This window comes from Streptomyces poriferorum, assembly GCF_019399235.1.
GTDB lineage: Bacteria > Actinomycetota > Actinomycetes > Streptomycetales > Streptomycetaceae > Streptomyces > Streptomyces poriferorum.
In genome coordinates this window covers 19,024-42,012 of record NZ_JAELVH010000081.1, presented here as the reverse complement: position 1 = coordinate 42,012, position 22,989 = coordinate 19,024, and the positions used below count along the sequence as shown (strand labels likewise).

15 protein-coding genes are annotated in these 22,989 nt (G+C 70.3%); 5 read left to right on the top strand and 10 right to left on the bottom strand.

All coding sequences use genetic code 11. The annotated features are described in order from the left end of the window. The first annotated feature begins 73 nt into the window (after positions 1 to 73). The gene (locus JGS39_RS16550; RefSeq protein WP_219569864.1) at positions 74 to 913 is read left to right on the top strand and encodes a YhjD/YihY/BrkB family envelope integrity protein; all 840 of its coding nucleotides are present in this window, start codon (positions 74 to 76) and stop codon (positions 911 to 913) included. Positions 914 to 1,133: 220 nt separating this feature from the next. On the opposite strand, the gene JGS39_RS16545 is transcribed toward JGS39_RS16550, so the two are convergent. After that, entirely contained in the window at positions 1,134 to 1,913 is a 780-nt protein-coding gene (locus tag JGS39_RS16545) for a sulfite exporter TauE/SafE family protein (protein ID WP_306083736.1), read from the bottom strand. A gap of 4 nt (positions 1,914 to 1,917) precedes the next feature. Beyond that, positions 1,918 to 2,643 carry a GntR family transcriptional regulator gene (locus tag JGS39_RS16540; RefSeq protein ID WP_236062751.1) on the bottom strand — a complete coding sequence of 242 codons (726 nt, stop codon included), beginning with the start codon at positions 2,641 to 2,643 and terminating at the stop codon, positions 1,918 to 1,920. A gap of 476 nt (positions 2,644 to 3,119) precedes the next feature. On the opposite strand from JGS39_RS16540, the gene JGS39_RS16535 reads away from it, so the two are divergent. Both JGS39_RS16535 and JGS39_RS16530 read left to right on the top strand, forming a co-directional pair. Continuing rightward, entirely contained in the window at positions 3,120 to 4,190 is a 1,071-nt protein-coding gene (locus tag JGS39_RS16535; RefSeq protein ID WP_219569862.1) for a PP2C family protein-serine/threonine phosphatase, read from the top strand. Positions 4,191 to 4,501: 311 nt separating this feature from the next. After that, the gene (locus JGS39_RS16530) at positions 4,502 to 7,726 is read left to right on the top strand and encodes a TIM-barrel domain-containing protein (protein ID WP_504740094.1); all 3,225 of its coding nucleotides are present in this window, start codon (positions 4,502 to 4,504) and stop codon (positions 7,724 to 7,726) included. A gap of 77 nt (positions 7,727 to 7,803) precedes the next feature. On the opposite strand, the gene JGS39_RS16525 is transcribed toward JGS39_RS16530, so the two are convergent. From JGS39_RS16525 to JGS39_RS16495, 7 genes are all read right to left on the bottom strand, one after another. Further along, complete coding sequence (locus JGS39_RS16525; protein ID WP_219569860.1) at positions 7,804 to 8,841, bottom strand: ABC transporter permease; 1,038 nt, start codon at positions 8,839 to 8,841, stop codon at positions 7,804 to 7,806. Further along, complete coding sequence (locus JGS39_RS16520; protein WP_219569859.1) at positions 8,838 to 10,430, bottom strand: sugar ABC transporter ATP-binding protein; 1,593 nt, start codon at positions 10,428 to 10,430, stop codon at positions 8,838 to 8,840. Before JGS39_RS16520 ends, JGS39_RS16525 begins: the two co-directional genes overlap by 4 nt. An 88-nt stretch (positions 10,431 to 10,518) precedes the next feature. Then, positions 10,519 to 11,559, bottom strand: coding sequence for a substrate-binding domain-containing protein (locus JGS39_RS16515; RefSeq protein WP_219569858.1), 1,041 nt, complete (start codon positions 11,557 to 11,559; stop codon positions 10,519 to 10,521). Between the two features lie 337 nt (positions 11,560 to 11,896). After that, entirely contained in the window at positions 11,897 to 13,234 is a 1,338-nt protein-coding gene (locus tag JGS39_RS16510; protein WP_219569857.1) for an ABC transporter substrate-binding protein, read from the bottom strand. Between the two features lie 56 nt (positions 13,235 to 13,290). Continuing rightward, positions 13,291 to 14,256, bottom strand: coding sequence for a carbohydrate ABC transporter permease (locus JGS39_RS16505; protein ID WP_219569856.1), 966 nt, complete (start codon positions 14,254 to 14,256; stop codon positions 13,291 to 13,293). A gap of 4 nt (positions 14,257 to 14,260) precedes the next feature. Continuing rightward, a complete protein-coding gene (locus tag JGS39_RS16500) occupies positions 14,261 to 15,187 on the bottom strand; it encodes a carbohydrate ABC transporter permease (protein WP_219569855.1) in 927 nt (308 codons plus the stop codon). A gap of 525 nt (positions 15,188 to 15,712) precedes the next feature. Continuing rightward, the gene (locus tag JGS39_RS16495) at positions 15,713 to 16,696 is read right to left on the bottom strand and encodes a LacI family DNA-binding transcriptional regulator (protein ID WP_219569854.1); all 984 of its coding nucleotides are present in this window, start codon (positions 16,694 to 16,696) and stop codon (positions 15,713 to 15,715) included. 366 nt (positions 16,697 to 17,062) lie between these two features. On the opposite strand from JGS39_RS16495, the gene JGS39_RS16490 reads away from it, so the two are divergent. Both JGS39_RS16490 and JGS39_RS16485 read left to right on the top strand, forming a co-directional pair. Then, positions 17,063 to 18,499 carry an RICIN domain-containing protein gene (locus JGS39_RS16490; protein WP_219569853.1) on the top strand — a complete coding sequence of 479 codons (1,437 nt, stop codon included), beginning with the start codon at positions 17,063 to 17,065 and terminating at the stop codon, positions 18,497 to 18,499. A 121-nt stretch (positions 18,500 to 18,620) separates the two neighbouring features. Continuing rightward, positions 18,621 to 21,059, top strand: coding sequence for an RICIN domain-containing protein (locus tag JGS39_RS16485; protein WP_219569852.1), 2,439 nt, complete (start codon positions 18,621 to 18,623; stop codon positions 21,057 to 21,059). 68 nt (positions 21,060 to 21,127) lie between these two features. On the opposite strand, the gene JGS39_RS16480 is transcribed toward JGS39_RS16485, so the two are convergent. Next, positions 21,128 to 22,879, bottom strand: coding sequence for a glycoside hydrolase family 35 protein (locus JGS39_RS16480; protein WP_219569851.1), 1,752 nt, complete (start codon positions 22,877 to 22,879; stop codon positions 21,128 to 21,130). Positions 22,880 to 22,989: the final 110 nt, after the last annotated feature.

The window sequence follows — 22,989 nt, the reverse complement described above, 5'->3', positions numbered from 1 at the left end:
GGCGGAGTGGCCCGGCAGCCCGGGGTTGCGTCCAATGGGGGCTGGACGCGTCGGGGCGGGGTCGGGAGGCGGAATGTCGTGGACGAGTCGGGTGCAGGACTTCAGGACCGGGGCGGAGACCCGGTTCCCCGTTCTCGCGGAGCTCACGAGCCGACTGGTGAGCGGCAACCTGCTGGACGCGGGCACCCGCCTCGCCGCCCAGGCGTTCCTGGCTGCCGTGCCTCTGCTGTTCGCGCTGGCGGCCTTCGCCCCGCAGAGCGTCCGCGATCAGCTGCGCGAGTCCCTGCGCGCGATGTTCGGGCTGGCCGGCCCGTCCGACCATGAACTGCAACAGGTCCTGGGCCGGTCCTCGCCGGACGGGCTGCGCGAGACCACCGGAATCGTCGGCGGGCTCGTGGCACTGGTGTCGGCGACGAGCTTCAGCCGGGCCATGGCCAGAGTGTGCGAGCGGGCCTGGGCCCTCCCGAGGGCCGGGACCAGGATCGCGGCCTGGCGATGGGCGGTGTGGCTGCTGGCGCTGTTGCTCGTGGTGCTCCTCCAGGCGCCGCTCCGCAACGGCTTCGGGGCCGGTATGTGGGTGGGCGTCCCGGTGTTCTTCGCCGTGAGTACGGGCGTGTGGCTGTGGACCCAGCACCTCCTGCTGGCCAACCGGATCGGGTGGCTGCCGCTCCTGCCGGGCGCTCTCCTGGGCGCAGCGGCCACCAGCGCGCTCGGGCTCACGGCCCGGCTCTACATGCCGGGCGCACTCAACAGGGCCCTGGGGGAGTACGGCTCACTGGGGCTGGTCCTCACCATGCTGTCCTGGCTGATCGTGGTGTGCGGGGCGCTCACCTTCGCGTTCACCATCGGCGCCGTACTCGCACAGGAGCCGCCGCTGAACCGGTACTTCGATACGGGCCGCCCGGGCAGCTGACGCGAGGCGCCGGCGTCCCGACCACCACGGCCCGCCCGCACCTGTCCGCTCGCCCCACACCGCCGCCCCGTCCGCCGCGGAACGGCGGACGGGGCGGAGCCGTCAACGGCCCCTCCTGCCGCCGTCCTTACGACATGTCGACAACCCGCCACCGACGTCGACCTGTCCCCACGAGGTGGCACCAGCGTGGGCAAGACCGCCGACTTCGTCAACGTCGCGGTCAGGTGTGCAGCGCCAAGTAAGGCGCCATCGCCAACAGGCAGACGACCAGGGCGTACTTGAGGCGGCGGGCCGGAATCCGGTGTGCGATGCGCCAGCCGATCAGGACCCCGGCCAGCTCCGGCACCCCCACCAGAGCGGCCAGCGGCCAGTCCACGTCGCCGTGCACCACGTACGCCACCGTGCCCACGCTCGCGATCACGATCGACTGGGCCTGTGCCGCGGCGAGTGCGGCGAGCACAGGCAGTCCGCAGACGACGAGCAGGGGCACGCCGAGCATCGGGCCGCCGAGCCCGAACAGGCCTGCCGCCAGCGACACGGCGAAACCGACCACCGCCGTGCGGACGGGGGGAACGCCGGGGCCCGCGAGGTCGTCGGGCACGTGCGGGGCGCGCCGGTCGCGTACCCACACCAGCACTCCGGTGACGGTGACCGCGAAGGCGAGCAGCAGTCCGAAGCCGCGTCCTTCGACCAGGGTGTTGCACAGCACGCCCAGCGGGGTGCCGGCCAGCGCCGCCAGGGCGAGCACGGCGGCGCAGCGGCGGGTGGCCGCCGCCTTCAACTGGCCCGAGTGCGTATAGGCCGCCGTGCCCAGGATGCCGGTGGCGACGTGCGTGACGATCGCGGTGCCGGCGACACCGGACGGCGACAGGCCGGTGAGGAGGAACAGGCCGATCGTCGGCAGTACGCCGCCGGGGCCGATGGCAGTGATCCCGATACCGCCGATCAGCCCGGTGAGAGCCAGGAGGACGAGGTGGGCCGCGTCCGGGTGAGCCACCACCGGTTCAGCTCCTCGGCAGTACGGCGCGCAGCGCGAACCGGTCGGCCCGCACACGCAGGGACTCCACGTCGACCGGCCGCCCGTCGGACAGCCGGGTGAGCCGGTCGATGGCGAAGAGCGCGGCACCGTCCGCGACATCGAGCACCCGCGCGATGTCCGGCTCGGCGGTGACCGCGTGCACGGTGACCTCGGCGCTGCCCAGGGCGGCCCCGGTCGCCTCCTCGATCAGCGCGAACAAGTCCTGTCCTGCCAGGTCGCGTTCGAGGAGGGGACGCCCGATGTCGGGCGCCAGCCATGTGGAGTCCAGGGACAGTGGGCTGCCGTCGAGCCGGCGCAGCCGCTCGATGTACACGGCCTCCGACCCAGGGGGCAGGGCGAGACGCCCGGCGATCGCCGGGGGCGGCCGCGGGACGACCTGTGCTTCGCGTACGTCGTTGGAGACCGTGCCGTAGGAGGTGAGCTCCTCCGCGAGCCCCGCCAGACGGTCCAGGCCGTGCCGGTACGTGTGCGCGGTGACGAGGGTGCCGATGCCGCGCCGCCGGACGACGAGGTTCTCGTCGCGCAGCAGGTTCAGCGCCTCCCGGATGACGTTGCGCGAGGCGCCGAGCGACCGGCTCAGCACGTGTTCGTCGGGGAGTCTGCCGTCCTCGAACTCACCGGCGACGATGCGCTGCCGCAACGCGTCGGCGGCCCGCCGCGCCTGTGCTGCCCGGCCCGTGGTCGTGGCCATGGTCGCCTCCCTCATCTGTTCAGGGGTGCAGACCGTACCCGTCCCCGTGTTTCGCCGGTGTTACGCCACCCTCTGTGACCTGGGGAAACGTCTGACCTGCGGTTCTGTAGCGGGTCGGAGGAGCAACGCCGGGCTGTCGTGGGGGAGGGCCGGCGAGGGCCGCCCGCCGTGCCGAGGATTTCCGGCCCGGGCCGGTGGTCCCGGCGGGCCGGGCCGAACGTCCCGCTCGTCGAGGCCGGGCGCCTCATGATGCCGGGGAGCGGGCACCCTAGGCTGGTACGTCAGACGGCGAGCCGCTCCGCTCCGGACTGCGGCGCCGTCGCGCGCCGGACGGCGGAAGACACCGGCAGAGCCGTGTGCCGCCGCCTCGGCAGCCGCGCGGAGACTCCGGACCCCTGGTGAAGTCGAGCCCCCTTGCGAAGTCCGGCCTCTCGGTGAGGCCTCGGTGAAGTCCGGGCTCAGGGAAGGACGATCAGATGCGCACCCAGGCGAAAACGGCCGATCAGCCATGGGTGATCCCCGTGGCTGCGATGGGGGTCGTGGCGACCGCCTCGATCCTCGCGGGCCCCGGATTCGGTCTGCTTCCCTTCTTCACGGCCGGGCCCGCTCTGGCAGCCGCTCGCGGCACCGCCCGGACCGTCCTTGGTGTGGGAGCCTTCTCGGCCGCGCTCTGCCTGGTCAGCGCGCTCGCCGACGACCACCTCGGGCACACCAGGACGCTCGTGGCCCTGGGCGGCATCGTCTTCGTCACGGCCGCCGCCTGCTATGTGAGCAGCGTCCGCCGGCAGGCCGAGCGGGACCTGGTCGACGTACGCGAGGTCGCGGAGGCGGTGCAGGACGTCCTGGTGCCCCCGCTGCCCGCGCAGGTCGGTCCCCTCACGCTGACCGACTCGTACCTGTCCGCGACCAGGTCCGCGAGGGTCGGCGGCGATCTCTCCCAGGCCGTGCCCTGCGAGGACGGAGTGCGCGTCATGATCGCGGATGTCCAGGGCAAGGGCATCGAGGCGCTGCGGACCGCTGCGGTCGTCCTGCACACTTTCCGGGACGCGGCAAGCGGCCCACTGGGGCTGCGGGAGATAGCACCGCGCATCGAGGAGGCCCTCGCCACCCGGACCGACGGAGAGCGGTTCGTCACGGGCGTCATCGCGGAGGCCCGCGACGACGGCTCGGTCGACCTTCTGAACTACGGCCACGCCGCTCCGCTGATACGGCGCGCGGACGGGCACCTGGAACTCGCCCGGCCGGCCGAGCACACACTGCCTCTCGGCCTCTCCGGCCTCGCCGCACCTCAGGCCCCCGGCCCCGCCGTCGCCCGGGTCGTCCTCGCCCCGGAGGACCGGATTCTCTTCTACACCGACGGCCTCAGCGAAGCCCGCGACGACCGGGGCGAGTTCTACCCCCTCCAGGACCGGGCCGGGGGCCCGCTCTCCCACCCGGGTCCGGACCGGGCGCTGCAGGAGCTGCGCGCCGACGTGGACCATCACACGGGCGGCGGCCGTGACGACGACTCGGTACTCCTGCTGCTCCAGTTCGAGCAGGCGTCGTGACCGAAGGGCGGCGCGCGACCTCATACGGACAAAAGTGCCAGGTCGTGCCACCCGCCCGGCTCCCGTAGCGCTGAGGTCGCAGAGCCCGCCGCATTTTGCCGCACCGTTGTGGACACCACGCGAGAGGGCGTGGTGTCCTACGTGCCGAACCAGTGATTTGCAACGTTGGAATCATGGGTGCGGCAGCGATGCCGCCCACCAGTCGGCGTGCAGGCCGCCCTCAGTCGGCGTGCAGGAGAACGGAGTTGCGTGCCATGCCCGCATCGATGAGCAGAAGCAGGATTCCACGAGGGGTGCGGCGGAGAGCGAGTGTGGCCGCCGCCCTCGCCGTGGCTGCCTCGACCACCCTGACCGGCGCAGGTTCCGCCTCCGCCGGAGGCGGCCACGGCGACCCGATCCCGACCGTCACCTCCGGGGACGCCCGCTTCGAGATCCTCTCGCCGACGCTCATCCGTACTGAGTACGCCGGCGACGGGGCGTTCACCGACGATCCGACGTTCAACGCGATCGGGCGCGACGGATTCACTCCGACCGCGTACACCGCGCGGACGAAGGACGGCTGGCTGACCGTCTCGACGCGTGCGATGACCCTGCGCTACCGGGTCGGCTCGGGGCCGTTCGACGCGCAGAACCTCTCCGTCCGACTCGACGCGGGAGAGGGGCCGGTGACCGCGACCCCCTGGCAGCGGCTCGTCTGCGCGCCGGGTGCGCTGTGCGAGGCGGAGGATCTGCGGCTCGACGGGGTCGGCACCGCATCGGATCACCGCGGCCACACCGGGGCGGCCTTTGCCGCCGGCTTCGAGGCAACCGGCAGTTCGGTGTCCGCTGACATCGATGTCAGCGCCGAAGGGACCTACCGGTTCGCCCTGAAGTACGCCAACTCCCGTGGCGGAGACGGCAAGACGGAGGCCCGTACCCTGTCCCTCTCGGTCGACGGCGGGGCGCCGCGGCAAGTCAGCCTCCCGGCCACGGCCGACTGGGACAGCTGGGCCACGGCCACGGCGGAGGTGAAGCTCGACAAGGGCCCGCACACCATCGCGTTGACGCGGACCGCCTCGGACACGGGATCGGTGAACGTCGACAGTGTCGCCCTGCTCCGCCCCGACGACGGGTACCCGTCCGCCGCCGGCACCGCCATCAAGAACTGCCTCTTCGGAGTGAGTTGTGAGGCGGAGGCGGCACGGATCGGCGGTACGGCCACCGGCGCCCTCGACCACCCGGGATACGCGGGCAACGGCTTCGTCGCCGAACTCGCCAAGGGGTCGAGCGTCACGGCGCACGTGGTCGGCGTGCCCGCCGACGGCACGTACACGCTCCGGGCGCGCTACGCCAACGGGCAGGGCGGCGACGGCCTCCACCGGACCCGCACCGCCACCGTGACGACGGCGGCCGCGGGACCGGCCACGACCCTGGAGCTCCCGGCGACGAAGGACTGGGACGACTGGCAGACGGCCGCGGTCCCCGTCACCCTCAAGGCGGGCGACAACGATGTCACCCTCGGCTGCCCCGATCCGGCCAGTTGCCACGTCAACATCGACACCCTCTCCCTGGCGGCCCTGGCGGCCCTGGCGGCCCTGGCGGCCCCGGCGGAAGCAGCGCCGCAGCCGCACATCGCGCTCGGCGGATACCGCCGCGGCCTGGACGGTGTGACCGGCGAAGGAGCCGCCCCCGTCACCACACCGGGCCTGCTCAACCGGGACGGCTGGTACCTGCTCGACGACTCCCCGTCGGCCCTGTACGACACCGCGGCGAAGAAGGTACGCCCCCGCCCCGGCCACGGCGGCGCCCCCTACCAGGACGGTTACGTCTTCGGATACGGGCACGACTACAAGCGGGGCCTCACGGACCTCGCCACTCTGACCGGCCCGCCCGCACTGCTGCCCACCTGGGCGTACGGCGTCTGGTACTCCGAGTACATCGACCGGACGGCCGCCGACTACCAGGACAGGATCCTGCCGGCGTTCCGCGCGGAGGGCGTGCCCCTGGACGTCCTGGTGACCGACACCGACTTCAAGGCCGGTGACACCTGGCGTGGCTGGGAGATCGACCCGGCCAAGTTCCCCGACCCCAAGGGCTTCTTCGACTGGTCGCGGGCTCAGGGGCTGCACAACACGCTCAATGTGCACCCGAGCATCCAGGCCACGGACCCTCAGTTCTCCCAGGCTCAGTCCACCGCCAAGGGCAAGCTGGTCAAGGGCGGCTGCGGCGACGACTGCTACGTCTTCGACTTCGGCGACCCGGACCAGCTCAAGGCCTACATGGACCTGCACCGGACCATGGACCGGCAGGGCAACGACTTCTGGTGGCTGGACTGGTGCTGCGACTCCTCGCAGTCCTCGCTGAAGGGAGTGACGCCCGACGCCTGGATCAACCAGCAGTACGCCGACACATCCGCCGAGGCCATCGGCCGGGGCTTCGTCCTCTCCCGCGCCTACGGCTCGCTCCAGGCCGGTGGGTACTCCGGCCAGCAGGCCCTGCCGACCGGACCCTGGGCGGACAAGCGCAGCACCGTCCACTTCACCGGCGACACCGCATCCACCTGGGGCACCCTCCGCCTGGAGGTCGGATACACCCCGGGAGAGTCCGCCGCGACCGGAATGGCGTCCATCACCCATGACATCGGCGGCCACAACGACACGACGGGCATTGCCGGTTCGGAGAAGGGGACGCACAAGCTCCCCGACGACCTGTACGCCCGCTGGGTCCAGTTCGGCACCTTCCAGCCGATCGACCGACTGCACAGCAACCACAGCGACCGGCTCCCGTGGCAGTACGGCCCGGCAGCGCGCAAGTCGGCCGACGCCTTCCTCAACCTCCGCGAGAAGCTGGTTCCGTACACCTACGGCCTCGCCGCGGAAGCGAACCGTACCGGAGTGCCGATCGTCCGCCCGGCCTACCTGGAGTACCCCGACGAGCCGGAGGCGTACGCGGCGGCCGGCAGTGAGTACTTCTACGGCTCCGACGTCCTGGTCGCCCCGGTGACCACGCCCGGCGAGTCCGCCACCACCTCGGTGTGGTTCCCGCCGGGGCAGTGGACCGACTACTTCACCGGCAAGACCTACCGGGGCGGCACCACCCGGTCCGTCACCACCACCCTTGACACGATGCCCGTCTTCATCAAGGCCGGCGGCATCATGCCCACCCGCACCGCGAACGTCACCGACAACGACCGCAACCCGCTGACCGACGTCACCCTGTCCATCGCCACCGGCGCTTCGGGCTCGTACCGTCTGTACGAGGACGACGGCACCACGAAGCAGAAGCAGCGGAGCGCCACGACGCCGGTGACGTATCACGAGAAGGGCTCGCTGCGGACCGTGTCGATCGGCGCGGCCAGGGGTTCCTTCCACGGCCAGGTGAAGAACCGCCGGTGGACGCTCTCCCTCCTGGGCACCACCCACGCCCCCACCGCGGTCACCGCGCGCGGGGTGCGGCTCACCGCGGACGCGTACCACTGGGACGCCGCTACCGGAGTCCTCACCGTCACGCTCCCGGGCCAGTCCGTGCACAAGCCGGTCACGGTGACCGTGCGGTAGCGGGGGTCCGGCCCGCGGAGTCCGGACAGCGGGAAGGAAGGGGAGAGGAAGCGGTACGGGCTGCGGCGCGCGAGCGTTCAGTGGGGCAGCCCGACCGCCCTCTCGCCGCTGCGTCGCTGCTGGATGACGACGGCGATGACGAGGAGCGCGCCCTGGGCGACGTTCTGCCAGAAGGTGTTGATGCCCTGGACGGTGAGACCGTTCTCCAGACAGCCGAGCAGCGCCACGGCGAGCAGGGTCCCGCCGATCCCGCCCTTGCCGCCCTTGAGCGCGGCGCCGCCCAGCGCGGCCGCGGTGATCGCCTTGAGTTCGAGTCCCTCGCTGCCGGACACGGGCTGGCCCGATCCGGTACGGGCGGTCAGCAGGACGCCGGCGATGGCGGCGACGACGCCGATGAGCGCGTAGACGCAGATCAGGTACTTGTTGATGCTGATGCCGGCGAGGCGGGCGGCGGTGTCGTTGCCGCCGATGGCGTACAGGTTGCGTCCGATGTCGGTGTACTTGAGCAGCAGGTGGACGGTGACGGCCACGACGATCAGGATCCAGACCATGACCGGCAGGCCTGCCATCTTGCCGCGGCCGAGGAAGATGAAGACGTCGTTGTTGAGGACGTAACCCTGGGCGCGTCCGTCGGACAGGAGCTGGGCGAGCCCCTTGTACGCGGCGAGGCCGGCGAGCGTGGCGATGGTCGGGTTCACCCGGCCGTAGACGATCACGATGCCGTTCAGCGCGCCGATCAGCATCCCGACGCCGACGGCGGCGGCCATGCCGAGGAACGCTCCCGATCCGGTGGCGGTGAAGGTCATCGCGCTGACCACGGAGGCGACGCCGACCTGCGATCCGACGGAGATGTCGAGGCCGCCGCAGATGATGACCACGGTCTGGACGATCGCGAGCAGCCCGGTGATGGTCGCCGCCTCGGCGATGACCTGCATGTTCGACAGGCTCAGATAGTTCTCGTTGAGGACACCGAACAGGACCAGGACGACGGCGAGTGCGCCGATCAGGCTGATGTTCTGTCCGCCCGGGCCGGCGAGGAACTTCGGCCGTCGTGCAGCGGTGCCGTCGCCGGGGGAGCCCTTCACAGCGGGGGAAGGGGTACGGGTGAGGGTCATGACGATGCTCCGGGGGCGGGGCCGACGATGTCGTCGGCCATGGCGAGTTGGAGGATGGATTCTTCGGTGGCGTCGCCGCGGTCGAGTTCGCCCGTGATCCGGCCGCCCTGCATGACGACGACGCGGTCGGCCAGGCCGAGGAGTTCGGGGAGCTCGGAGGAGATGACCAGCAACGCGACGCCCTGGGCGGCGAGATCGGCGATGATCCGGTAGATCTCCGACTTCGCTCCGACGTCGATGCCGCGGGTCGGCTCGTCGAGGACCAGGACCTTCGGCTTGCGGGCGAGCCAGCGGGCCAGGACCACCTTCTGCTGGTTGCCGCCCGACAGTTTGCCCACCTCGTGGTCGATGGACGGGGCGCGGACCCGAAGCCGGTCGGTGTACTCCTGCGCGAGGCGGCGCTCGGCCGCGCGGCGGACGAAGCGGAAGCGCCGCAGCCGGTCCAGCACCACGAGCGACGTGTTGTCCTTGATGGACTGCCGCAGGAACAACGCCTGGGCCTTGCGCTCCTCGGGTGCCAGTCCCAGCCCCGCCCTGATCACCTCGCCGGGCCGGCCACTGCGCAGCGGCGTGCCGTCGAGGGTGACGCTGCCGCTGTGGATGGGGGCGTCGCCCGCGAGTGCGAGGGCGAGTTCCGAGCGGCCGGCCCCGATCAGGCCGGCCAGACCGACGACCTCGCCCGCCCGTACCTGGAGCGAGATGCCGGTGACATCGTCGGTCGTGAGGTCCTGGACGTCGAGGACCAACCGCTCGACCGCCACGCGCTGACGGACGAACGCGGCGGACAGATCGCGGCCCACCATCCGGCGCACGAGCTCGCCCTCGTGGGTGGCCCCGGCGTCCTGGACGCCGACCAGGCTGCCGTCACGCAGCACCGCGATGCGGTCGGCCAGCTGGAAGATCTCCCGCATGCGGTGGGAGACGTAGACGATGGCGATGCCCTCGTCGCGGAGCCGCCGGATGAGCGTGAAGAGTGCGTCGACCTCGCGCTCCGAGAGTGACGACGTCGGTTCGTCGAACGCGATCAGCCGCGCTGTCGTGCCGCCGGTCAGCGCGCGCATGATCTCCACCAACTGCCTTTGGGCGGGGGTGAGCTGAGAGCCGAGCAGGGCGGGGTCCAGGACATGCGCGAACCCCAGCCGGTCCAGGTCGGCCTTGATACGCCGGTTCAGTCCGGCCCGGTCCAGCAGCCGTCCGCGGGTGCGCGGGAGAGCGCCGGCGTACACGTTCTCCGCCACGGAGACGTGGGGGATGATCTCGGGCTCCTGGGGGATGATCCGTATCCCGGCGGCCCGTGCGCGTGCGGGGGAGTCGAGCGCGAGCGGCTTCCCGTTCACGACGACGGCTCCCTCGGTGGGCTGATGGTCACCGGTGAGGATCTTCAGGAGCGTGGACTTGCCGGCGCCGTTCTCACCCATCAGCGCGGTGACCTGTCCGGCGGGGAACTCGAGCGTGACGCCGCCGAGTGCCCGCACCGTGCCGAAGCGCTTGGTGACGCCCGACACCGCCACGGGAATCGGATGGGGCTCCGCCGACGGCGGACTGCCGTGGGGCTCCGGCGCGGCGGCCGGGTCTTGCACTGGGTTCATGGGTCGGTTCACCTCGAAGGCACGGTGCAGGCAGGGGCATGGTGCGGTTCGTCGGCGGGGTGCGTGACGCCCGCCCGCGGGGAACTGCTCAGCTGCAGGTGACTCCGGCGTCCTTCCACGACGCGTGGTCGACCATGGTGGTGGGGGCGAAGGCCTCGGCAGGGAAGTCCTTGCCGTTCCTGAGCTTGTCGTACATGGTCTGGACGGCCAGGGCGCCGACGTCCTTGCCGTTGATGAAGAGCGCGGCCTTCATGCCGGTCGGCTTGTCGGACTGCCACTCCTTGCAGGCGAGGTAGGCGCCGAGCCCGACACCGATGACGTGGCCGGGGCCGATGCCCGCGTTCGCGAGCGCGGTCACGCCGCCCATGACGTTCTCGTCGTTGCAGCCCCAGACCACCCAGTTCTTGACGCCGGAGTTGGCGGTGATCGTCGCGGCGATCTTGTCCTGGGCGCCGGTGGGTGTGTTGTCGGTGGGGACGTCGATGTTCTTCACGCCGGGAACGGCTGCCTCGAACGCCTTCTTGGAGCCGGTGATCCGGTCGCCGCAGACGGTGACGTCCTGCTTCCACGCCGAGATGACCCGCGTCTCGGAGGCCTTCCAGCCGGCCTTCCTGTACTCGGCGGCGGCCCGCTTCCCGACCTCCTCGCCCATCTGGGTACCGCTGAACCCGATCCGCGGTACGAGGTCGCCCTTGCCGCAGGCGGCCGGGTCGGGGCCCGTGGCGCAGATCTGGTCGTCCGACGTCAGCAGCGCGACCTTGCCCTCCTTCGCGGTCTGTACGACCTGCGGGCCGACGGCCGGGTCAGGAACGACGATGACGACGCCGCTCGCCTTCTGCGCGACAGCCGACTGCACCTCGCTGACGGTCTTGTTGGCGTCGTTGCCCAGGTTGACCACCTTGAGGTCGATGCCCAGCTCCTTCGCCTTCTCCTTCGCGCCGGCGGCCTCACCGATGAAGTACTCCTGGTCGCCCTGCTTCTGCAGGTACGTGATCGAGAGGGCGCCGTCGGCCTTGGCGGCCGGGCTGTCCGTCGTGGCCTCCTTGCCGGAGGAACACGCGGTGCTCAGACCGAGGGTCAGCAGCAGACCGGTGGCTGCGGCCGCGCGGCTGGGGGTGGAACGGAACATCGGGAGCTCCTAGGTGCTGACGGCGACCTACCGCCCGGCAGGCGCGCGGAGGTCGGTACGAGAGGAGAGAAGGAAGGGGCTGCGGGGCTGGAAGAGCGCCTTGCCGGAGGAACCTGGATCCTGAAATCAAACAGGTTCAAACATGTAGCTACATAAAACGACGTGAAGCCTGGAACGTCAAGGTGTACGGCGGGACGAGATGAGTCCGTTATTCCAACCGTCCATATCCGTGAATGGGCAATAAAAATCCCCCAGTTCGACCGGTGTGCCAACGAGCTCGAAGGCGTGCCGGGCGAACTGGGGGTGCGACAATTTCAAACAGATGTGGTGCGGTGAGCTAGTCGTTGACGCTGAAGCCCTGGTCCTTGCCGTACTTGACGCTCGCGTCCTGCCAGGTCTTCAGACCGTCGGTGAGCTTGCTGGAGGAGACGTACGCCTTGCCCACCGTGTCGTTGAAGACCGAGTTCGCGTACACCTGGTAGGGCAGGTAGGACCAGTCGGTGCTGACGTTGCGGGCCGACTCGGCGAAGACCTGGTTGGCCTTCTGGCCGCCGAAGTAGGGGAACGGGGCGTCGAGGAACGTCTTCGACTCCAGGTCGGCCCTGGTGGCCGGGAAGGCGCCCTCCGAGACGCGGGTGGTGGCGCCGGCCCCCGTGGTGGCGAACTCGGTGAAGGCGTAGGCGAGTTCCTTGTTCTTGGCGGCCTTCGGAACGGCCAGCGAGCTGCCGCCGTTCTCCGCGCTCGCCTTGTCACCCTTCGTCCACTGCGGCAGCGGGGCGACGCGCCAGTCGCCCGAGGCGGCCGCGACTCCGGACGTGAGGTTGGCCGGCATCCAGGCGCCGATGGAGAGGGTGGCCAGGGAGCCGTCGGCCAGGCCCTTGTACCAGGCGTCGCTCCAGGAACTGACCGGCGCGACCAGCTTCTCGTCGAGGAGCTTCTGCCAGGTGGCCGTGTACTTCTCGGTGCCCGCGTCGCCGAAGTCGACGGTGACCTTCGTACCGTCGGTCTTGTACGGGCGGCCGCCGGCCTGCCAGATGAGGCTCGTCGTCGCTCCGGCGTCACCGGTGTCGTTGGTGATGAAGATCTTGGGGTCGGCCTTGTGGAGGGTACGGGCCGCCTCCACGTACTGGTCCCACGTCGTCGGCACCTCGATGTGGTGCTTGTCGAAGACCTTCTTGTTGTAGAAGAAGGCCATGGGGCCGGAGTCCATGGGCAGGGCGTAGACCGCCTTGTCCTGGGTGACCGCGTTCCAGGGACCGGGCGTGAACGTCTCGCCGAACTTCCCCGCACCGTAGGGCGACAGGTCCTCGACGGACTTGGCGATGGCGAACTGGCCCAGGGCGTAGTACTCCACCTGCGCGACATCTGGTGCACCCGAGCCGGCCGCTATCGCGTTCTGCAGGGCGGTGTACTGCTTGTCGCCGGTACCGGCGTTGACCAGCTCGACGTCGACGTTCGGGTACTTCTTCTCGAAGTCCTCCGCCACCTTCTTGAGCGTGGGTTCCCAGGCCCACACCGTGACCTTCCCGCCCTTCTCCAGTGCGGACTTGACGTCCTTCGGGCCGCTGCCCCCGTCGCCGTCCCCGGCGTCGGAACCGCAGGCCGTGGCGGTCAGCGCGAGTGCGGAGGCCACGGCGAGCGCGCCGAGCAGTCTGCGGGTGGTGTGCGTTCTCATGGCTGTGCTCCTGGTCGGTGATGCGGGTGGAGTGGGAGAGGAGGTCGTGGGGGCGTCTATTCCTTGACGCTGCCCGCGGCGAGGCCGGACTGCCAGAACCGCTGGAGCAGCAGGAAGATCACCACGATCGGCACGATCGTCAGCAGGGAACCGGTGATGATGAGGTCGAAGACGGCCTCGCCTCCGGCGGTCTGGGCCTGGGAGTTCCAGGCGCTGAGCCCGAGGGTCAGCGGGTACCAGTCGGGATCCTTGATCATGATCAGCGGCAGGAAGTAGTTGTTCCAGGTCGCGACCATCGAGAACAGCAGGACGGTGACGGTGCCCGGCATCAGCAGCGGCAGGGCGATCGTGAAGAAGGTGCGCAGCTCCCCGGAGCCGTCCACGCGGGCGGCTTCCAGAAGTTCGGTGGGAATGGCCTCGGCGGCGAACACCCACATCAGGTAGAGCCCGAACGGCGAGATCAGGGACGGGATGATGACGGCCCACGGGGTGTTGGTGAGGCCCATCTTGCTGAACATCAGAAAGGTGGGGACGGCCAGGGCGGTGCCCGGGACCGCCACGGCTCCGAGCACGACGGCGAAGACCGCTTTGCGGCCGGGGAAGTTGAACTTGGCCAGCGCGTATCCGCCGAGAACGGCCAGGACGGTGGCTCCGCCGGCGCCCGCGGCGACGTAGAGGAGCGTGTTGAGCAGCCAGCGTACGAAGACCCCGTCGTCGTACGTGAGGGTGCGGGTGACGTTGTCCCAGAGGTTGAAGTCGTCGGCGAACCAGAGCCCGAACGAGTCGAGCAGTCCCTTCTGGTCCTTGGTGGCGTTGATGACGAGCCAGGCGAGCGGGAGCAGGGTGTAGACCAGGGCCAGGCCGGTGAGGAGCGTCAGCGCGAGGCTGGGCCGGGGGTTGAGCGGGGTGTGCGGGAGCCGCTTCCCGCGTCTCGGCGCGGCGCTCGGGGACGCGGTCACCGCAGCGGCGCCGGCGGGTTCGGCGCCGCCGGTCGCCGCCGCAGTGGTGAGGGAGGTGGTCATCGGCTCAGCCCTTCCGCATGCCGCGCAGCTGGACCGCGTAGGCGATGATCGCGGTGATCACGCCCATCACGATGGCCACGGTCGCCGCGTAGTTGTGCTGCTGGCCCGCGAAGGACAGCGAGTACGTGTAGAGGTTCGGGGTGAAGTCGCTGGTGATGGCGTTGGGGGCGAGCTTCTGGAGGATGCTCGGCTCGTTGAACAGCTGGAAGCTGCCGATGATCGAGAAGATCGTGGCGATGACGAGGGCGCTGCGGATCGCCGGAAGTTTCACCGACGCCACGATGCGCCACTCGCCCGCACCGTCGATTGCCGCGGCCTCGTAGAGCGAGCGCGGCACGACCTTGAGCGCGGAGTAGAAGATCAGCATGTTGTAGCCGACGAACTCCCAGGTCACGATGTTGCCGATGGCGGCCAGGACCAGGGAGGGGGAGAGCGGGTCGGGCAGGGTCACGCCGAGGGTGTCGTTGATGTTGCCGACGAGGCCGAACCGGGTGCCGTAGATGAACCCCCAGATGAGGCTGGCCACGACGGCGGGGACGGCGTACGGGAGGAAGACCGAGACGCGGAAGAAGGCCGTGCCGTACAGCCGGCCGCTGTCGATCGCCAGGGCGATGAGCAGCGCGATGCCGAGCATGACCGGTACCTGGACCAGGAGGAAGAGGCCCACCCGGGCCAGCCCCTCCCAGAACCGGGGGTCGGCGAGCGCCTCGCTGTAGTTGTCGAGGCCGACGAACGAGGTTCCCCCGATCAGCCGGTCCCGGAAGACGCTGAGGTAGAGCGCGTATGCGATGGGGGCAAGGAACACGAGCCCGAAGACCGCGACGAAGGGACCGACGAAACCCCAGCCGACCAAGGCCTCCTTCCGGCCACGGAAACGGGTTCGTCGGCGCGGCGGCGGGACCGCCTGCGCAGAGGTCGACAGGAGCGTCATGGTGCTTCCTTGCGTCGGTGACCGACTGGTCGTTGAACGGGTCGGAGGAAGTCGGGGCCTTGAACGGAAGGCCGGAAGAGGATCGTCTCGATGGTTGATGTTTACGTAATCATCGGTGTGCCCCGATGGTTGCATCACCGCAAGATGGGCGTCAAGCACAAGGAAGCAGCGATCAAACCTGATTCAGTGAAGAAGGCCGCGAGTTGTGCGACGGGAGCGCAAGCCGGGCAGGGCGGGCCACGTCAGCCCGCGAGGTGGAGCAGGGCGCGATGGGGCGGTCCGTGGGCGCGGAAGTCCCCGGGTGCTGCGAGTGTCATGGCTGGTGGGGGGCAGGGAGGTGCCCCGCCCTGCTTCGGCGGGGGCCGGTGCACGCCGAAGCGGCCGGCTCCCTGACCGGTGGTGGCGCGCCGGAGCGGCCCGCCTCCCGGCTCGGGATGGCGCACCCGAGCGACAGGCTCGGCACGCCGAAGCGGTCCGCCTCCCGGCCCATGGCGGCAGCGCCGGGAGCGGGCCCGGAAGGTGGCGTCAGGCGGGCGGCGGTGCGGTGCTGGCCCGGACCACGAGGGTTGGTTCGACGGCGAGGCGCCGCGGACCGTTGCCGCGGCGTTCGATCTGCTCCAGCAGCAGGGTCACACAGTGCCGGCCCACCACGTCGAAGTCCTGGTGGACCGTGGTCAGCGGGGGTTCGAAGAACGGTGCCTCGGGCACGTCGTCGAAGCCGGCCACGCTGATCTCGCCCGGCACGGACCGCCCCGCCTCGTGCATCGCCCGCAGGACCCCCAGCGCCATCTGGTCGTTCGCCGCGAAGACGGCCGTGGCTTCCGGCATCTGGGCCAGCGTCCGGCCGGCCAGGTAGCCCGATTCGGGGGTCCAGTCGCCGTACAGGGTCGGACGTACCGGCGCACCCGCCGCGACGAGCGTCCGTTCCCACGTTTCCGCGCGCCGCCGGGCGGCGAAGGAATCGCGTGGACCGCTGACGTGGTGCACGGTCCGATGGCCGAGCTCCAGAAGGTGGCTGACCACGCTCTGGGTGCCGCTGGCCTGGTCGAAGTCGACGTTCGGGTACTGGTGCCCCGTGTCGCCGTCGGCCACCACCACCGGCATGGTGGGCGGCAGGTGCAGCGACGTCGTGTCGAGCATCTGCGACTCCACCAGCACGATGCCGTCGACGGACTGCAGCATGAGATGACGGAAGGCCTGGCGCACGGCGGCTTCGGTCTGCGCCCGGATCCCCATGAAATTGACCGAGAACCCCGCCTCGCGCGCCGCGTCCGCGATGGCGCCTAGCGTACGGGCGTTTCCGTGCGCGCCCACGTCGAAACTGACGACGCCGATCGCCCCGAACTTGCCCGTGACCAGCGCGCGTGCCGCCGCGTTGGGGCGGTAGCCGAGCTCCTGCATCGCGGCGAGAACCCTCGCGCGTGTCGCCTCGTCGACGTTGTCGTGGTTGTTGGCCACGCGGGAGACCGTCTGCGACGAGACGCCCGCCTTTGCCGCTACCTCCGCCATTGACGGCCACTTCCGCGGCGGGCGGGAGCGCGGCGTCCTGGTTGCCTTGTCCGCCACCTTCGACCGCTCCTTCGCAGAGGTTTTGGGGGCGCGTGCAGACTGCGCCCCCACGCACGCATGTTGACGCAAACAGGTCCCCCGGGTCAAAAGGTGGTCGCTTTCGTCCGAATCCTTGACAGGCTTCCGCGCGCCCTCCCACACTTCCGGCTACATCGTGTTTACGAAAACATCACGTAGGCAACGGTGCTCGACACAGCCCGACGGGCCGTCTCCCCCCACCCCGCCGCTCCGTGCTTCCGCGGCGGCCGTCTGCCGCGCCGACCGCGCGGAATACAAGTCCGACGAGAGACTACGAGGTGTCGCGCCATGCGACTGAAGATCTCCAGGACGGCGGCATTGATCTGCGCCCTCCTCTTCTCCCTGCTCACCACCGGCGGCACCGCTCACGCGGCCCCGGTGACCATCGCCAACGGCACACAGTTCACTGATCCGGCCGGCAACCCCGTACACGCGCACGGCGGCGGTGTGATCAAGGTCGGGCAGTACTACTACTGGTTCGGAGAGGACCGCAACACCGACAACACCTTCCGGTACGTCTCCGTATACCGTTCCACGGACCTGAAGTCCTGGGAGTTCCGCAACCACGTCCTGACCGAGGCCACCGATCCGGAGCTCGACTGGGCCAACATCGAGCGGCCCAAGGTCATTTACAACGCATCCACCAAGCAGTTCGTGATGTGGATGCACAAGGAGAACGGCTCCGACTACGGCGAGGCGCGCGCCGCCGTCGCGGTGTCCTCCACGGTGGACGGCGACTACGCCTGGCGCGGCAGCTTCCGGCCGCTCGGCCACATGTCCCGCGACATCTCGACCTTCGTCGACACCGACGGCACCGGCTACATGGTCTCCGCGGCCAACGAGAACGCGGACCTGCACGTCTACCGTCTGACCGCGGACTACACCGCGGTGGAGTCGCAGGTCCAGAAGCTCTGGCCGGGGCAGTGGCGGGAGGCGCCCGCCATGTTCAAGCGGGACGGCGTGTACTTCCTCCTGACCTCCGGCGCCACGGGCTGGGCCCCGAACCAGCAGAAGTACGCCACCGCCGACAGCATCACCGGTTCCTGGACCGATCTGAAGGATGTCGGGGACCCGACGACCTACCGGAGCCAGACCGCCTTCGTTCTCCCGGTCCAGGGCACCAAGGGCACCTCCTTCCTCTACATGGGCGACCGCTGGGGCGGCTCCATGGGCGGCATGGTCAACGACTCCCAGTACGTCTGGCTCCCACTCACCTTCCCCACCGGCACCACCATGAAGATGGACTACTCCCCGCAGATCACCGTAGACACCGCCGCGGGAACCGTGAGCGGAATGAACGTGCCGTGGGAGACCCTGGCCGCCCGCAACAGCGGCAAGTGCGCCGACGTGGCGAACTTCGACTCCGCGGACGGCACCCAAGTGATCCAGTGGGGCTGCGGCGGCGGCGTGAACCAGAACTTCTGGATCAAGAAGCTGAGCAACGGCTATGTCCAGATCATGGCCCGGCACAGCGGGAAGTGCCTCGGCATCGCAGGCGCCTCGACCGCGAACGGCGCGCTCGCCGTCCAGAACACCTGTGACGGCTCCGCCTCCCAGCAGTGGAAGGTCCGGACGACCGACACCGCCGACCACGTCGAGTTCGTCGCCCGGCCCAGCGGCAAGTGCCTCGATGTCGTCAACCAGTCGACGGCCGACGGAACAGCCCTGGAGCAGTGGACCTGCAACGCGGGCGACAACCAGAAGTGGCGGCGTTCCGCAGTCTGACCGCGCCATCCTCCGGGTCCGGCACCGCCCCGGACCCACACGTCATTGCGCCTCCTGGCCCCGGGCCAGGAGGCGCAATGACGGAACTCGATCGACCCCACCCCCACGTGAAGGAGTACGCGTGTTCTGCATCCGCAGCCGACCGGCGTCGCGTCGGAGCCGCAAACCCAGGAGCCTGGCCGCCCTCGGGGCCGCCGCGGCCCTCGTCGCGACAGCCGTCACAGCCGTCGGCACCGGTTCGTCACCGGCGAGCGCCGCGGACGGCCCCGCCGCGGCGCTGACCGTGCGCCTCGATCCCAGCTACCAGCACCAGGCCTTCGAAGGATGGGGAACCGCCCTCGCCTGGTTCGCCAACGTGACCGGAGGCTGGCCGGACGCACAGCGCAACGCGCTCGCCGACGCGCTCTACGGTGCCGACGGACTGGGCTTCACGATCGCCCGCTACAACATCGGCGGTGGCGACAGCCCCGAGACCACCCCGTACATGCGGCCGGGCGCGGCCGTCCCCGGCTACTGGAACCGGCCGGGCCCGGAGGCCCCCGGCTGGTGGGACCCGAACCGTGCCGACCACTGGAATCCCGGCGCCGACGCCAACCAGCGCTGGTGGCTCACCGCCGCCAAGGCACGCGGGGCCGAGACCTTCGAGGCGTTCTCCAACTCCGCGCCGTACTTCATGACCAACAGCGGGCTCGTCTCCGGTGCCGCCGACGGCCGGCAGGACAACCTCCGGGCCGACCAGTACGACCGCTTCGCCGCCTATCTCACCGGCGCTCTCCAACGTGCCCAGTCCGCCTCCGGAGTCACCTTCGACTCCGTCTCACCCGTCAACGAGCCCGACACGGACTACTGGCACGCGGGCGGCCGCCAGGAGGGCTCGCACTGGGACCCGGCCTCGCAGGCCCGCATGATCACGACCCTGCGCGCCGCGCTCGACGCCAAGGGCGTGAAGACCCCGATCGCCGCCATGGACGAGACGAACCCGGAGAAGTTCCGCTCCGACTGGGAGTCGTACGCCCCCGGCGTCCGCGAGGCCGTCGGCCGGCTCAACGCGCACACCTACGGGACGAACGGCCGCACAGGGGCCCGGGACACGGCCAAGGGCGAGGCCACGCCGTTGTGGATGTCCGAGGTGGACACGGGAGGCAGCGCCCCGCAGAGCTTCACCGACATGAGCCCCGCTCTCGACCTCGCCCGGCACATCAACGACGACATCCGGGAGCTGGAGCCGAGCGCCTGGGTCCTGTGGCAGGCCGTCGAGGACTACGAGAACATGACGCCCGCCCACGAGAACTCGAACTGGGGCCTCATACAGACGGACTTCACCCCCGAGGACGCGGCCACGGAGCCCCTCCGCAAGAACAAGAAGTACTGGGCGATGGCGAACTACAGCCGTTTCGTGCGCCCCGGCGCGCGCATCGTCGACACCGACGACCCGCAGACCCTGGCCGCGGTGCGGCCGGGCGGGGACGGCGTGGTGGTGGTCCACACCAACTCGACCGGCGAGCCGCGCGAACTCACCCTGAACCTCGACGGCTTCCGTACGGCGGCGAACGGGCCCGTCGAGCGGTGGACGACCGACGGCACCCGCGACCTCCAGCGTGACAGTGACGCGGCAGTGACCGGCAGGACGCTCAAGGTGACCGTGGGCCCGGGTTCCGTCACCACGTTCGTCCTGCCCACGGTCACCGGCGTGAACGAGGCGACGGCCACCGCACCCAGCGGCACCCCGCGCCGGCTGCTCAACGACAACAGCGGCAAGGCGCTGGCCGTGGCCACCGTCAACGGCACGAGCACGCCCGTCCAGCGGACGTCCGCGCCCGCGGACACCGCGCAGCAGTGGACCTTCACCAAACTGTCGGCCACCGACTGGGGCAGCACCGCCGCCTACCGCGTCACCAACGCGAAGACCGGCAAGGCGCTCGCCGTCTCCGGCGGAACACTCACCTTCGCCGCACCCGGCTCGTCCACCGCACAGCAGTGGATCCGCTCGACCACGGGCGACGGCCACAACACCCTGATCAACGCGGCGAGCGGCACGCTCCTGGACGTCGCCGGCGCCTCCACCGGCGACGGGGCGCCGGTCGGCGTCTACCGGCCGACCACCGGCGCCAACCAGTCCTGGACCTTCCCGTCCGCGGCGGCGGACACCTGGAAGCCCCTGTCCTTCCGGCACAGCTCCCGGTGTCTCGACGTCAGCGGCGCGAGCGCGGGTGACGGGGCGGCCGTCGTCCAGTACGGCTGCAACGCCGGCACGAACCAGCAGTGGTCCCTCCGTCCCACCGGCAACGGATACGTGAACGTCGTGGCGCGCCACAGCGGCAAGTGTCTGGACGTGAGCGACGTCTCCACGGCCGACGGCGCGGTCGTCCTCCAGTACACGTGCAACAACGGCCGGAACCAGGAATGGGCCGTACGCGGCACGAGCGACGGGTACTTCACACTGACAGCCCGGCACAGCGCCAGGTGCCTGGGTGTGGACGGCGCCGCCACGACGGACGGTGCGGCGGTCGTGCAGCGCGCCTGCGACGGCACCGGGGCGCAGCAACTGCGCCTGGGCTGAGGCCGGGACAGAGTGCGGGCCCGGTCGAAGGACCGGGCCCGCGCCTGCGGCCCGAGTACCGTCGGTGGCTACTCCTCGGTGGGTCCCAGGTCGGGTGTCGGACGGAACTCGGCCGTGCGGGCCCGGTGCGCCGCGTGGAGTTCCAGCACGACGACCTCGTTCGTTCCCGGACGCAGCACCGGAGCCGGGACGTACAGGGACCGCTGCGGGCCGCGCGACCAGTAGCGCCCGAGTGCGAAGCCGTTGACCCAGGCGTTGCCCTTGGTCCAGCCGTCGAGGTGGAGGAAGGTGTCGGCCGGGTCGGTCACGTCGAAGACTCCCCGGTGGAAGGCCGGCCCGACGGGAGCGGCGGCCGCGGGAGTGAAGGGGAGGCCCTCCAGGTCCGAGAGGGGGAGGGGCCGGCTGGTCCAGCCCGCGAGTTCGGCGCCGTCGAGGAGGACCTTGCCGAGCAGGCCCTTGCGGTCGTGGATGCCCGTTCCGTAGTTCACCCGTCCCTGGTTCTCGACGAGGACGGTGAGCGTGCTGCCGGCCCGGGGAACCGTGAAGGCAAGGGCGTGTTCGTGGTTCTCGCGCTCCAGAACACCGACGGGCTGCCCGTCGACGAATACCTGGGCGCGGTCGCGGACCTGTTCGATCTCGAGAAGGGCTGAGCCCTTGAGCGGCAGGGTCGTTTCGTACAGGACGAAGCCGAAGTCCTGCTCCAGCTCCTCCATCGTGAGGGGCCGGTGCGCCTCGACGGCCGTCCCGAACACCGTGGCCTGCGGCAGCAGCGCGGCGCTCTCGGTCAGGGACACGGTCCGCCGGGCGAGCTTGGGTCCGGGCGGCGGAACGGAAGCGTCCGGCACGGAGGCGTACTTGGCGATCACGTCGCGAAAGGCGGTGAACTTCTCCGTCGGGTCGCCGGCTTCGTCGAGCGGGGAGTCGTAGTCGTACGACGTCACGGTGGGACGGTAGGTGTGCTTGTCGTTGGCGCCGTTGGTGAAGCCGAAGTTCGTCCCGCCATGGAACATGTAGAAGTTCACCGAGGCCCCGGTGGAGAGGAGTTCGTCCAGCTCCCGCGCTGCGTGGCCGGGGTCGCGCACCACGTGGTGGGTTCCCCAGCGGTCGAACCAGCCGATCCAGAACTCGGTGCACATCAGCGGCCCCTTGGGCTGGTGGGCCCTCAGGGCGGCCAGACCGTCACCGGAGCGGCTGCCGAAGTTGGCCGTGGCGAGGACGCCGGGCAGCGCGCCGCGTTCCAGGTCGGCGGGCTGGTCACAGGTGAACAGGGGAACGTCGGCCCCGGAGCGCCGCAGCGAGGCGGCGATGTGCTCCAGATAGGCGGTGTCGTCGCCGTAGGCCCCGTACTCGTTCTCCACCTGCACGGCCAGGACGGGGCCGCCCCGGGAAGCCAGATACGGCTGGAGCGGCGTGAGCAGGCGGTCGAAGTAGTCGTCGACCGCGGCGAGGAACCGGGGATCGCGGGAACGGAGCCGTATGTCCGGTTCGGCGAGCAGCCAGGACGGGAGGCCGCCGCCCTCCCACTCGGCGCAGATGTACGGGCCGGGCCGGAGCAGCACGTGCAGTCCCTCCGCGGCCGCGAGGTCGAGGAACCGGGGCAGGTCGAGGCCACCGTCGAGGCTGAAGCTGTCGGGCCGTGGCTGGTGCAGGTTCCAGGGCACGTAGGTCTCGACGGTGTTGAGGCCCATGAGCCTGGCCTTGCGCAGCCGGTCCGCCCACTGCTCGGGGTGCGTACGGAAGTAGTGCATCCCGCCGGACAGGAGCCGGAACGGTTGGCCGTCGAGGGTGAAGCCGCCGCCGTCGATCTGGAGAAGAGGCATGTACGGGTGCTCCTGTGCTGGGGTGGGATGCGCTGTCGAGAAGCCTGCCATCGCTATGTTTGCGTAAACATGATTGCTGTGGCAAGTGTTCACCGGGGTCTGATCCGTCC

Coding starts and splice junctions, on each gene's coding strand:
- JGS39_RS16550 (WP_219569864.1), top strand. CDS start 74: ATGTCGTGGACGAGTCGGGTGCAGGACTTCAGGACCGGGGCGGAGACC.
- JGS39_RS16540 (WP_236062751.1), bottom strand. CDS start 2,643: ATGGCCACGACCACGGGCCGGGCAGCACAGGCGCGGCGGGCCGCCGAC.
- JGS39_RS16535 (WP_219569862.1), top strand. CDS start 3,120: ATGCGCACCCAGGCGAAAACGGCCGATCAGCCATGGGTGATCCCCGTG.
- JGS39_RS16525 (WP_219569860.1), bottom strand. CDS start 8,841: ATGACCCTCACCCGTACCCCTTCCCCCGCTGTGAAGGGCTCCCCCGGC.
- JGS39_RS16520 (WP_219569859.1), bottom strand. CDS start 10,430: ATGAACCCAGTGCAAGACCCGGCCGCCGCGCCGGAGCCCCACGGCAGT.
- JGS39_RS16515 (WP_219569858.1), bottom strand. CDS start 11,559: ATGTTCCGTTCCACCCCCAGCCGCGCGGCCGCAGCCACCGGTCTGCTG.
- JGS39_RS16510 (WP_219569857.1), bottom strand. CDS start 13,234: ATGAGAACGCACACCACCCGCAGACTGCTCGGCGCGCTCGCCGTGGCC.
- JGS39_RS16505 (WP_219569856.1), bottom strand. CDS start 14,256: ATGACCACCTCCCTCACCACTGCGGCGGCGACCGGCGGCGCCGAACCC.
- JGS39_RS16500 (WP_219569855.1), bottom strand. CDS start 15,187: ATGACGCTCCTGTCGACCTCTGCGCAGGCGGTCCCGCCGCCGCGCCGA.
- JGS39_RS16495 (WP_219569854.1), bottom strand. CDS start 16,696: ATGGCGGAGGTAGCGGCAAAGGCGGGCGTCTCGTCGCAGACGGTCTCC.
- JGS39_RS16490 (WP_219569853.1), top strand. CDS start 17,063: ATGCGACTGAAGATCTCCAGGACGGCGGCATTGATCTGCGCCCTCCTC.
- JGS39_RS16480 (WP_219569851.1), bottom strand. CDS start 22,879: ATGCCTCTTCTCCAGATCGACGGCGGCGGCTTCACCCTCGACGGCCAA.